This is a genomic window from Streptococcus sp. 2018110, assembly GCF_019754115.1.
GTDB lineage: Bacteria > Bacillota > Bacilli > Lactobacillales > Streptococcaceae > Streptococcus > Streptococcus hashimotonensis.
Map to the genome: position 1 here is coordinate 34,527 of NZ_JAIJZO010000018.1, position 12,760 is coordinate 47,286.

Genomic DNA, 12,760 nt, shown 5'->3' on the forward strand with positions numbered 1-12,760 from the left:
ATTTTTTTAATGGGAGGTATAAGTTTTCTCTATCAGTTAACGGGCTATGCTATAATAGATGCATGAGTAGAATTTTAGATATGGAACAAATGCAGGACGAGGAATACGTTGAGCGTACCCTACGTCCGCAGAAATTAAATGAATACATCGGTCAGGACAAGGTCAAGGACCAGCTGAAAATCTTTATCGAGGCAGCCAAGCTCCGTGATGAAGCCTTGGACCATACGCTTCTTTTTGGTCCTCCAGGTTTAGGTAAGACCACCATGGCCTTTGTCATTGCCAACGAACTAGGGGTCAATATCAAGCAGACCAGTGGTCCCGTCATTGAAAAGGCAGGCGATTTGGTGGCCCTTCTCAATGATTTGGAGCCAGGAGATGTCCTCTTTATCGATGAAATCCACCGTATGCCCATGGCGGTTGAGGAGATTCTCTACTCTGCCATGGAAGATTTTTACATTGACATCATGATTGGGACTGGGGAGGCCAGTCGCTCTGTGCATCTGGAGTTACCACCGTTTACCCTGATAGGAGCAACCACTCGTGCGGGGATGCTGTCCAATCCCCTGCGGGCTCGTTTTGGTATCACTGGTCACATGGAGTATTACGAACTGGCTGATTTGACCGAGATTGTCGAGCGGACAGCGGACATCTTTGACATGGAGATTACCCATGAAGCAGCGATCGAACTGGCTCGTCGTTCCCGTGGGACCCCTCGTATCGCCAACCGCCTGCTCAAGCGGGTGCGGGATTTTGCACAGATTATGGGCGACGGTCTGATTGACGATAGCATTACGGACAAGGCTCTGACCATGCTGGATGTGGATCGTGAGGGGCTGGACTACGTGGACCAGAAGATTCTCCGTACCATGATTGAGATGTACGGCGGCGGTCCCGTCGGCCTCAACACCCTGTCGGTCAACATCGCCGAGGAGCGTGAAACGGTGGAGGACATGTACGAGCCCTACCTGATTCAGCAAGGATTCCTCATGCGGACACGGACGGGTCGGGTTGCGACAGCCAAGGCTTACGAGCACTTGGGTTATCCCTATACGGAAAAATAATGGCAGAGCAGATGAACCATATAGCTAGCTTATTTGGAAATTGGCCTGAAACCCTTATCTGGACCTGTTTAGAAGGCACAATGGGGCAAATTTATGTTGATGATAGCCAGTTGCCTCAGTCAGCCCTAGCTCTCTATGGACAGCAGAGCTTCTTTGGTTTTTTGGCTGGAAAACCAAATGTGGACTTGCTAAAAATGTGTGAGGGAAAGGATATTATTTTAGTACCCCAAAACCAAGCCTGGTCAGACTTGATAGAAGGGACTTACGGAGACAGAATCCGGTCCTTTACCCGTTATGCTACGAAAAAAGATACTAGTTTTGACCTTGGGCATTTGCAGAAACTGATTGATGCCCTACCTGAAGAGTTTGACCTGAAAGTGATTGACCATAATCTGTATGATGCCTGTCTGGTAGAAGAATGGTCACGCGATTTGGTGGGCAATTATGCTGATGTGGAGCAGTTTTTAGACTTGGGTCTAGGCTATGTCATCTTGCATAAGGAACAGGTGGTGTCAGGTGCCTCATCCTATGCCAGTTATTCAGGTGGGATTGAGATAGAAGTGGATACTAGGGAAGACTATCGAGGTTTGGGTTTAGCTAGAGTTTGTGCTGCTCAGTTAATCTTAGCTTGTTTAGACCGTAATCTCTATCCTAGCTGGGATGCCCATACTCTGACTTCCTTGAAACTGGCTGAAAAATTGGGTTACCAATTGGACAAGCACTATCAAGCATATGAATGGAGATAAGATGACACCGACATTTATTTGGGATTTGGATGGAACCCTTTTGGATTCCTATGAAGCGATTTTGGCTGGTATACAGGAAACCTATGAGCAGTTTGACCTTCCTTTTGACCGTGAAGAAGTGAGAAAATATATTCTCCGCTATTCTGTCAAAGATTTGCTAGTGCGTGATGCGGAAAAATACGGTCTGGATAGTGATGAACTCAATCGTGTGCGTGCGACTTCCTTGAAGGAGAAGAATACGCAGATTCCCTTGATGGCTGGTGCGACAGAAATCTTGGACTGGACAGCTCAGCAAGGTATTCAAAACTTCGTCTATACACACAAGAGTGACAATGCTTTTCAGGTTTTGGCGGAGTTGGGCATTGCTCACCATTTCACAGAAATCTTGACCAGCGATTCTGGTTTTGCCCGCAAACCAAGTCCAGAAGCTCTGCTATTTCTCATCGAAAAATATGGACTGGACAAGGAAAACACCTACTACATCGGCGATCGGTTGCTCGATGTAGAAACAGCTATCAACGCAGGGATTCATAGCATCAACCTGCAAATTGATGGTGTAGAGAAGAATTGGAAGATTGTTTCTTTATTGGACATAAAACAAATATTAACCGATGAATACAAACAAAAACAAACGTAAAACCGTTTGTTTTTTGTTTAAAAACAGAAAAAGTATGGAAATTGAGTGATGATTTTGCTATAATATACAAAAGAATATTTGGAGGTATCTTATGAACGATAAGGAATTTGGACAACGTGTACGTCAACTTCGCGAAACCGCTAGTCTGACACGTGAACAGTTTTGTGATGATGAACTGGAGCTCTCCGTCCGACAATTAACCCGTATCGAAGCAGGTACTTCTAAGCCGACTTTTTCAAAAATCCAATATATCGCAACCCGCTTAGGTATGGGGCTCTATGAGCTTATGCCTGATTATGTATCCTTGCCAGAAAGATACTCCAAGCTGAAATTTGATGTCCTCCGTACACCGACTTATGGTAATGAGGAATTAGTTGAAAAACGTGATGCTATCATGACGGAAATCTATGATGATTATTATGATGACTTGCCTGAGGAGGAGAAAATAGCGATTGATGCCATTCAATCCCGAATTGATACCTTAGAGTCAGGGACAGCAGGCTTTGGAAAAGAGATACTGGAAGATTACTTTGAACAAATTTTTCGAAAACAAAAGTACGAAGTGAATGATTTGCTGATTATTAGGCTCCAGCTTGAATACGTTAGATTATCCAGTAGTGACTCAGAAATATTTGGACAGTTTTTGAAAATTATAGAATATTTACATGGACAAATTGATATTATCAATTCAAGTGATTTATTTGTTCTAAGAGATACATTGTTATCTTGTGTAAACATTTTGGGAAGTAAAAAATATTATGAACCAATACCAAAGATATTCGACAGTGTAGATAAAATTATACAGTTAACACAAGATTTTCAGAAAAAGCCAATTGTCAGCGTGTTGAAATGGAAGTACGCACTTTTTGTAAATAAGGATAGAGGTGAGGCTGAAAAGCATTATCTAGATGCGATGCTATTTGCAAAATTGATAGAAAATAGAGAGTTAGAGGAGAAGATTGAAGAAGATTGGAAAGTTGACAATCAATAAAGTGACATTTTTGTCCTGTTGAAGAATTGCCAAAAGCATTATACTAAACTCATAAAGATTAAAGGAGATTAGTAATATGTTTAACATTTTGAATTTTTTTGGTCGTCTTGGTGGTAATTGGGGGACATGGGTTGAAGAATAATATTAGTAAAAAGCCAACATCCGTTAGGCTTTTTTGTTATACTAGACAGTATGTAGGAGGTGGCTATGTTAGAAAATTGGTTAAACACCAAGCAAGGTCAGGTGTTTCATTACAAGATGGAAAAGATTGAGTATGCCCTAGAACAGCTAGGAAATCCCCAGTTTGCAGTGCCGGTCATTCATGTTGCTGGAACCAATGGCAAGGGATCGACCATTGCCTTTATGCGCCAGCTATTTCAGGCACATGACTTGCGTGTCGGCAGTTTCGTGTCACCCCACATGGTGAGCGTACACGACAGGATTTGTATCGACAGCCAGCCCATTTCTGACCATGATTTTCAGCACTATTTACAGAAAGTCTACGACTTGGAGCAGGAAGTCGCCACTCGTTATGAGCCTTTTCGCTATTTTGAGGTCATGGTGCTCATTATGTTCCTCTATTTCCAGGACCAGCAGCCCGATGTGGCACTAGTAGAGGTGGGCATCGGAGGGCTTTTGGATACGACCAATGTCGTGGCACCAGCCCTAAGCGTGATCACCTCCATCGGCATGGACCATCAGGATTTATTAGGCTCGACTTTAGGGGAAATAGCAGAGCAGAAAGCAGGGATTATCAAGGAAAACGTGCCTGTCGTCCTTGGACCACTTTCTCCAGAAACCACAGCCATCTGTCGCCAAATTGCCCTTGATAAACAAGCACCTGTCTACCAATTTGGTCAGGAATTCACCTATAAAGCAGGACAGTTCAGCAATACGGACATTGACCTATCAGAATTAGTTCTGGGTCTGGCTGGCCATCACCAAGAAGAGAATGCGGCCGTAGCCCTACAAACTTTTCTACTCTATATGACCAATATCCAAAAAGACATTCAACCTCAGTTGATTCAACAAGCCCTTGCCCAAACCAGCTGGCCTGGTCGTTTGGAATTGGTTGCTCAAGGGCCAAAAATCTATTTGGACGGAGCCCACAATGTCCCCGCTATCGAACGTCTGGTTGAATTTATTCAAGAACAAGAAGAACCTGTTACTATTCTCTTTTCAGCCCTTCGACGCAAGGACTTTCAAGAAATGCTGGAATTATTGGACGAAAAATTACCACATACTGCCCTTGTATTAACCAGCTTTGCTTATGATGGTGCCTTGTCTGAGGAAAACCGACAAGGACGAGATTATGTTGAGAATTATCAGCAGTTTATAGAAGACTGGCAATCTAGCAAGCAAGGGATTTTGATTGTCACAGGCTCTCTCTACTTTATCTCAGAAGTTCGTCGGATTTTTAAAAAATGACTATCATTTTGCGAATAAATAGGTATGACACATGCAGAAAAAATAGCATTTCTAAAGGAATTTGAAAAGCTCAAACGCCATACCTTTCGCCAGTTAGAACAGTTTGCAAAAATTTCTAGAACTCCCGATAGGAAATGACATCGGGAGTGCTTTTTGATATAATAAGGAAAGCAAATCCAAGGAGAAGAAAATGACAGAATTAGATGTAGTTTCGGACGTAGTTACTCATCCTGAGGAAACTTATCGGCGTAGTCGTAGAGCATCACGCAGACAGCAAGTGCAACTGAATGGTGAATTTCATGAAAGAGTATTAAAGACAAAGTATTGGTCAGCTCTTGTTTGGAGCTTAGTTTTAAGTGTTTTTAGCGTAGCCAATCCACTGCTAATGCCATTTGCAACCAATATACAAACTCAAAATTTATATGCAGGGATGGCAATGGCAAATGGACAAATCCCTTATGGTGATTTCTTTGGTACAAGCGGGTTATTATTCTACTTACTTGCTTTCTTAGGTCATCTGGGAGGGACTTTCATTATCTTTGGAATCCTCCAGTTTATAGCGTTACTGATAGCGGGAATCTATTTCTATAAGATTGTAGCTTATTTTAGTCAGTCAGAACACCTAGCGACAAGTTCTAGTCATTGGTTCTATGTGTTTATTTTTGCACTTGGTTTTGGAGGGATGTATGCAGAAATGTTTGCTCTTCCGTTTCTTTTGACTAGTGTGTGGTTTCTGGTCCGCTATTTTGAAAATGCAGTGCGTGATGAGGCATTTATCCTCTACGGAATCGATGCGGCATTGGTATTTTTAATTTACCCAAAAAGTCTGATTCTTTGGTTAGTTGCGGGTCTAGTTTTATTTATTTTTAATATCCAACACCGCCAAGTTACTCGAGGAATTTATCAATTATTAGCGACCATATTTGGTTTTCTTCTGATTCTATATGCGGTAGGTTATTATGCTTTTGAGGCGCAGATTCTGGGGACAGCTATTCAACAAACTTTCCTTTATAACTTACAGTTAGACTTTCACCATTCCTATCTATATTTAGCCTTGGCGATTGTGTCTGTATTTTTACTCTTATCTGGATTCTTTAAAAGTTTCATCCAAATGGTGTTTTCTTTCAAACAAGGAAGACATACCTATATCAAAGTTCTCCTATTACTGACTTTCTTAGTTCAATGTGTCTTTATTATTGGGAATGAAAACTTTCAGTGGAGCCAACTCATTCTTCTTTTACCGTATGGTTTTGCGATGTCAGTCGCTTACCTGCGTGATGAGGATGTAGAAGATCATCGTGGATATTTGCGTCGTCAATTCTTCCTTCCATTAGCTATTTGCTTGGGTATTATCGCTCAACCTGCTTATCTTTATTTGATACAGGGAGATTTGAGAACTGACCGTGAACAAGTTGCCAATTACATTGGTGAACAAACGAAAGATTCGGATAAGATTTATGTTTGGGATAATAGCGCAAGCATCTATCTTTCAAGTCAACGTTTATCCGCCGCAACGATTACTACAGCAGAACCCTATCTGAATACTGACGACAATAAAAATAGCTTGATGTATGACATCAATAAAAATGAGGCAAAATTTGTAGTCGTCAATAAGAATTTGCCAATTCTAGATGAAATCAAGACAAATTTAGAATCACAGTACCAGTCTGTTCAGACAACGGACTACTTTACGATTTATCAAAAGAATGAATGATTGCTCAGGCAGTCATTTTTTCTTTAGCCTATCTGGGAAAAGGAGGGAAAGTGGATATGTGGTATAATGGAAAAATAAGCATTCGGGAAAAATTATTAAAGAAATGTAGGAGAAATGATGTCACATATTATTGAACTACCAGAAATACTAGCCAACCAGATTGCGGCTGGTGAGGTCATTGAGCGACCGGCCAGTGTGGTTAAGGAGTTGGTGGAAAATTCCATTGACGCAGGGGCTAGTCAGATTGAAATTAGTGTTGAAGAGGCTGGCCTTAAAATGATTCAAATCACGGATAACGGTGAGGGGATTGCCCCTGATGAAGTAGCGCTTGCCCTCCGCCGTCACGCCACCAGTAAGATAAAAAGTCAATCGGATTTGTTTCGTATTCGCACCCTCGGTTTTCGTGGAGAAGCTCTGCCTTCCATTGCTTCTGTCAGTCAGATGGTTATTGAGACAGCTACGGCAGACTCTGCACACGGACTTCATTTGGAGGCCAAAGGTGGTGTCATCGAGAAAGAGGAGCCCGTTAGTCGTCCAGTTGGTACGCAGATTACTGTTTCGGATTTATTTTACAATACCCCTGCTCGTCTCAAATACGTTCGCAGTCAACAGGCTGAATTATCACATATTGTTGATGTTGTAAATCGATTGAGTCTAGCTCATCCGGAAATAGCTTTTGCCTTAGTAAACGAAGGACGAGAATTAATTAGAACTGCAGGGACAGGGAAACTTCGTCAGGCAATTTCAGGGATTTATGGGATTGCTTCTGCCAAAAAAATGGTTGAAATTGAGGCAGAAGACCTGGATTTTCAGATTTCAGGTTACGTTTCCTTGCCAGAGTTGACTCGTGCCAACCGCAACTACATTTCCATTTTCATCAATGGTCGCTATATCAAGAATTTTTTGCTGAATCGAGCGATTTTGGAAGGTTATGGTAGTAAGTTGATGGTTGGACGCTTTCCGCTGGCGGTGATTTCTATTGAGATTGATCCTTATTTGGCTGATGTCAATGTGCATCCGACCAAGCAGGAAGTTCGCATCTCCAAGGAAAAAGAACTCATGACCTTGATTCGAGAGGCGATTAGTCAAGCGCTTAAAGAGCAGGACTTGATACCAGATGCTCTTGAGAATTTAGCTCAGTCAAGTACTCGACCAAAAGTAAAAGTAGAGCAAGGCACCTTACCACTCAAAGAGCCAAAAATCTATTATGATACGATTAAGCAAGACTTCTTCTTAAAACCAGACGTGGTCGCTGAGGATGTCAAACCTCTCGAAGAGGATAGGCAAGAGATTGTTGAGTCGCCTGTCGAAAATAAACCTACATCCGTTCAATTTGCAGAACGTCAGTCGGTGGAATCAGAAGATCAGGAGCATCCTAATCTAAGTGCAAAAGAATTGGCAAAACTGGCAGATAAATTAGACCAGGAGGAAACATCGACATTTCCAGAGTTAGAATATTTTGGTCAAATGCATGGGACGTATTTATTCGCACAAGGTAAGACAGGACTTTATATCATTGACCAGCATGCCGCACAAGAGAGGGTCAAATACGAATACTATCGTGAGAAAATTGGACAGGTTGACAATTCAGCTCAACAGTTATTGGTGCCGTATATTTTTGAATTTCCGCAGAATGATGCCCTTAACCTTGTCCACAAAATGGATGCTCTTCGTCAAGTTGGTGTCAACTTAGAAGAATATGGAGCTAATCAATTTATTCTGCGTGAACATCCTATTTGGATGAAGGAAGAAGAGATTGAGTCTGGCATCTATGAGATGTGTGACATGTTGCTCTTGACCGATCAGGTGTCAATCAAGCAGTATCGGGCAGAACTGGCCATCATGATGTCTTGTAAACGGTCGATCAAGGCCAACCATGCTTTGGATGATTATTCGGCGCGTGATTTATTGAGACAATTGTCTTACTGCCAAAATCCCTATAACTGCCCGCACGGCCGTCCAGTTTTAGTGCATTTTAGCAAATCGGACATGGAAAAAATGTTCCGTCGCATTCAGGAAAATCACACGAGTTTGCGAGAATTGGGCAAGTATTAACATAGTTGAAAAAGTTGACACATTAGTAAAGGAAGTATATGTACGACTATATCAAAGGAATTTTAACAAAAATCACTGCAAAATACATTGTGGTAGAAACGCATGGAGTAGGCTATATCTTGCAGGTTGCTAACCCCTACGCCTATTCAGGACAAGTCCAGCAAGAAGTGACTGTCTATACTCATCAGGTGATTCGTGAAGATGCTCATTTGCTCTACGGATTTGCTACAGAAAATGAAAAATCCGTCTTTCTGAGTCTGATTTCAGTATCAGGAATTGGTCCAACAACAGCTCTGGCTATTATTGCTGTCGATGATAATGATGGGCTTGTTCGTGCCATTGAGCAGAAAAACATTACCTACCTGACCAAGTTTCCAAAGATTGGCAAGAAAACAGCCCAGCAGATGATTTTGGACCTGGAAGGCAAATTTGTCATGAGCGAAGAAGCTGGTCCTGTCCAACAAGTAGCACCATCCAGTGAAAATATCGCCCTCGAAGAAGCTATGGAGGCTATGGAAGCCCTTGGTTACCGACCAGCCGAACTCAAGAAAATCAAGAAATTCTTTGACGGCACCAATGACACCGCCGAAAACTACATCAAGTCAGCACTTAAAATGTTGATGAAGTGATAAGATACAAAGGACGTAAAGGACAAAGAGAAAATAGACGGCCGAACAGAAATTTTGCTAGAAATTTCGTTATGAGACCTCCGCAATGACAGCTAGGTAAGAGGCGAGTTTTAACGACGCCTCTTGCCAGATGTCAACTGCGTTATTCGGTGATATTTAGGATTCAGTTTGACAATTTTACAAAGTATCGTAGTCGTGTTTCAGTCAGTTTATCCTGATTCGCACTTTAGTTATTCACGAAAAGGAGTTTCTATGTCCCGTTGTGCTTGGGTTAATCTAAATAATCCACTCTATATTGCTTACCATGATGAAGAATGGGGCAAGCCACTTCACGATGAGCAGGCCCTGTTTGAGTTGCTCTGCTTGGAGTCCTATCAAGCTGGACTTTCCTGGGAAATTGTTCTCAATAAACGCCAGGCTTTTCGCTCTGCTTTTTTCAACTATGATATTCAAAAGGTTGCGGCCATGATAGATAGCGAGTTAGACGGTCTTCTTGCCAATCCCAACATCATTCGCCACAAGGCAAAGCTGTACGCCACCCGTGCTAATGCCCAGGCCTTTCTTCGAGTACAGGAGGAATTCGGCACGTTTGATACGTATCTTTGGGAATGGGTTAACTTTACATCTATCGACAACCCTGTCAAGTCCTTCCGAGAATTGCCGACCAAGAACGACTTGTCTGAGCGAATTTCAAAAGATTTGAAAAAGCGAGGTTTCAAATTTGTAGGTCCTGTCTGTATTTATTCTTATTTGCAGGCTGCAGGTCTGTTGAATGAACATGAAGAAACTTGTGAGATTGGAAAGAAATTACGAACTAATTAGATGAGCGAGCAATCGCACCCTAGACAGAGGAGGAATATGAAAGCAGAACTAATCGCCGTTGGGACGGAGATTTTGACAGGCCAAATCGTTAATACCAATGCTCAGTTCCTTTCGGAGAAATGTGCAGAGCTGGGAATTGATGTTTATTTCCACACAGCTGTTGGAGATAATGAACAGCGACTATTGTCTGTACTTGAAATTGCAAGTAAACGGAGTGATATGGTCATTTTATGTGGTGGTTTAGGTCCTACTGAAGACGACTTGACTAAGCAAACTTTAGCGACATTTTTGCAAAAAGAGTTGGTTGTTGACGAACTAGCGATGGCAAAATTAGACCGTTTCTTTGCCAGTCGACCAGGTCGTGTTCGCACACCTAATAATGAGCGTCAAGCGCAGATTGTGGAGGGAAGTCGGGCGCTACAGAACCCAGCAGGGTTAGCTGTTGGTGGTATGATTGAGCAAGATGGTGTGACTTATATTGTTTTACCCGGACCACCAAGTGAACTCAAGGCTATGTTTTCTGAGAGTTTGTTACCTTTTTTGACTCAATCTCAGCAGCAACTTTATTCGCGAGTCCTACGCTTTTTTGGCATTGGTGAAAGCCAGTTGGTGACTGTTTTGGCGGACTTGATTGACAAGCAGACAGACCCAACTCTTGCACCCTATGCTAAGGTTGGAGAGGTAACTTTACGCTTGTCCACCAAGGCGACCAGCCAAGAAGAAGCAAATCTACGTTTGAATCAGTTGGAAGAAGAAATCTTACAACATGACAAACTGGCAGACTATTTCTATGCCTACGGAGAGGACAATAGTTTGGTCAAAATGGTAGCGTCTTGTTTGATAGAGAAAAAACAAACTATAGCCATCGTCGAACAGGGGACAGGTGGTCTCTTGCAAGCTGAATTGAGTTTGGCTTTGGCTGATCAGCCGTATTTTAGCGAAGGGAAAGTCATCGGTCAGCTAGGGACAGAATCGGGCTGGCTATCAGAGGAAGTTGACTGCATTCGGCAGGAGCTGCAAGCTGATTTGGGTCTGGCTGTGTCTGTGCTTATCAAGCCTGAGTCGACAGAGGACAACGTACTTGCAAAAGTATATCTCACTTTGGCTATGACCTCGGGTATTTCCCAAAAAGAGATAGATTTAGGTGGTTATTCGTGGCAATACCTTCGCCAGCTTGCTTGTCTGCAGGCCTGGGATTTTGTACGAAACACTTTGTGAAATAGCAGATATTTGCTATAATAGTTTGACTAAGAAAAGAGGAGAAAATCATTGGCTAAGAAACCAGGAAAAAAATTAGAAGATATTACAAAGAAATTTGGCGATGAGCGTAAAAAAGCGCTGGATGATGCCCTAAAATCAATTGAAAAAGATTTTGGTAAGGGTGCTGTCATGCGTCTTGGTGAGCGTGCTGAGCAAAAAGTTCAAGTCATGAGTTCAGGTAGCTTGTCAATCGACATTGCGCTTGGAGCGGGTGGCTATCCGAAGGGACGTATCATTGAGATTTACGGTCCAGAGAGCTCAGGTAAGACAACTGTTGCCCTTCACGCAGTAGCTCAAGCCCAGAAAGATGGCGGTATTGCTGCCTTTATCGATGCGGAGCATGCCTTGGATCCAGCCTATGCAGCAGCTCTTGGTGTCAATATTGATGAGTTGCTCTTGTCACAGCCAGACTCAGGAGAGCAGGGTCTTGAAATTGCAGGCAAGCTGATTGACTCTGGTGCGGTTGACTTGGTTGTTGTTGACTCGGTTGCAGCCCTTGTACCACGTGCAGAAATCGATGGCGATATTGGTGATAGCCACGTTGGTTTGCAGGCTCGTATGATGAGTCAGGCCATGCGTAAACTCGGTGCATCCATTAACAAAACAAAAACAGTAGCCATTTTCATTAACCAATTGCGTGAAAAAGTCGGTGTCATGTTTGGTAACCCTGAAACAACGCCAGGTGGACGTGCGCTTAAATTCTATGCATCTGTCCGTATGGATGTTCGTGGAAACACACAAATCAAAGGAACAGGCGACAAGAAAGATCAAAACGTTGGTAAGGAAACCAAGGTGAAGATTGTGAAAAACAAGGTGGCGCCACCATTTAAAGAAGCTGTTGTTGAAATCATGTACGGTGAAGGAATTTCTCGCACAGGTGAATTGATTGAGATTGGTAGCAACCTCGGTATCATCCAAAAAGCAGGTGCTTGGTATTCATATAATGGAGAGAAAATTGGCCAAGGTTCTGAAAATGCTAAGAAATTCTTAGCAGATAATCCAGCCATCTTTGATGAAATTGACCGCAAGATTCGTGTTCATTATGGTTTGATTGAAGCAGATGGAGTTGAAGAGGTTGCGACCGAAGAAGCTCCTGTTGTTGCGGAAGAGATCCAAGATGTTATCCTAGATCTTGATGGCGGTATTGAATTAGAAGATTAATTCCTAACAAAATAGATTTAATATTGAACCATTGGCGCATATCTATTATAGGTATGTTCGAAATTGTTTAGTATAAGCACGAAAAAGTCTGGAGATTCCAGGCTTTTTTCTAATAAAAACCGAATTTTCGAAAGTTCTATAATGAAGTTAGCCACCTTACCTTAGTCAAGAATTAGATGTTTCACTATGTTTGAGTAAGTTGATGATTTCATTTGATAACAGGTTTGAAGCTGTTAGGCTAGGTGGCCAAGGCTAA

11 protein-coding genes are annotated in these 12,760 nt (G+C 42.4%); all 11 read left to right on the forward strand.

The genetic code is table 11. The annotated features are described in order from the left end of the window. Positions 1 to 62 precede the first annotated feature (62 nt). The 11 genes from ruvB (at position 63) to recA (ending at position 12,504) form a co-directional block, all read left to right on the forward strand. The gene (gene ruvB, locus K5Q34_RS09770; RefSeq protein ID WP_221864915.1) at positions 63 to 1,061 is read left to right on the forward strand and encodes a Holliday junction branch migration DNA helicase RuvB; all 999 of its coding nucleotides are present in this window, start codon (positions 63 to 65) and stop codon (positions 1,059 to 1,061) included. Next, positions 1,061 to 1,807: a GNAT family N-acetyltransferase gene (locus K5Q34_RS09775; RefSeq protein ID WP_221864916.1), complete on the forward strand. Its 747-nt coding sequence runs from the start codon at positions 1,061 to 1,063 to the stop codon at positions 1,805 to 1,807. Before ruvB ends, K5Q34_RS09775 begins: the two co-directional genes overlap by 1 nt. Position 1,808: 1 nt before the next feature. Further along, on the forward strand, positions 1,809 to 2,444 hold the full coding sequence (locus K5Q34_RS09780; RefSeq protein ID WP_221864917.1) for an HAD-IA family hydrolase: 636 nt from the start codon (positions 1,809 to 1,811) through the stop codon (positions 2,442 to 2,444). Between the two features lie 91 nt (positions 2,445 to 2,535). Next, on the forward strand, positions 2,536 to 3,435 hold the full coding sequence (locus K5Q34_RS09785) for a helix-turn-helix domain-containing protein (protein WP_044692547.1): 900 nt from the start codon (positions 2,536 to 2,538) through the stop codon (positions 3,433 to 3,435). Between the two features lie 207 nt (positions 3,436 to 3,642). Then, a complete protein-coding gene (locus K5Q34_RS09790; RefSeq protein ID WP_221864918.1) occupies positions 3,643 to 4,863 on the forward strand; it encodes a folylpolyglutamate synthase/dihydrofolate synthase family protein in 1,221 nt (406 codons plus the stop codon). Between the two features lie 190 nt (positions 4,864 to 5,053). Continuing rightward, positions 5,054 to 6,577: a quinol oxidase gene (locus tag K5Q34_RS09795; RefSeq protein ID WP_221864919.1), complete on the forward strand. Its 1,524-nt coding sequence runs from the start codon at positions 5,054 to 5,056 to the stop codon at positions 6,575 to 6,577. 117 nt (positions 6,578 to 6,694) lie between these two features. Then, a complete protein-coding gene (gene mutL / locus K5Q34_RS09800) occupies positions 6,695 to 8,632 on the forward strand; it encodes a DNA mismatch repair endonuclease MutL (protein ID WP_221864920.1) in 1,938 nt (645 codons plus the stop codon). Positions 8,633 to 8,670: 38 nt separating this feature from the next. Next, positions 8,671 to 9,261, forward strand: coding sequence for a Holliday junction branch migration protein RuvA (gene ruvA / locus K5Q34_RS09805; RefSeq protein WP_024406764.1), 591 nt, complete (start codon positions 8,671 to 8,673; stop codon positions 9,259 to 9,261). A 252-nt stretch (positions 9,262 to 9,513) separates the two neighbouring features. Further along, entirely contained in the window at positions 9,514 to 10,083 is a 570-nt protein-coding gene (locus K5Q34_RS09810; protein WP_205028838.1) for a DNA-3-methyladenine glycosylase I, read from the forward strand. 36 nt (positions 10,084 to 10,119) lie between these two features. Further along, entirely contained in the window at positions 10,120 to 11,301 is a 1,182-nt protein-coding gene (locus K5Q34_RS09815) for a competence/damage-inducible protein A (protein WP_205014404.1), read from the forward strand. Between the two features lie 51 nt (positions 11,302 to 11,352). Next, complete coding sequence (gene recA, locus K5Q34_RS09820; RefSeq protein WP_011922545.1) at positions 11,353 to 12,504, forward strand: recombinase RecA; 1,152 nt, start codon at positions 11,353 to 11,355, stop codon at positions 12,502 to 12,504. Positions 12,505 to 12,760: the final 256 nt, after the last annotated feature.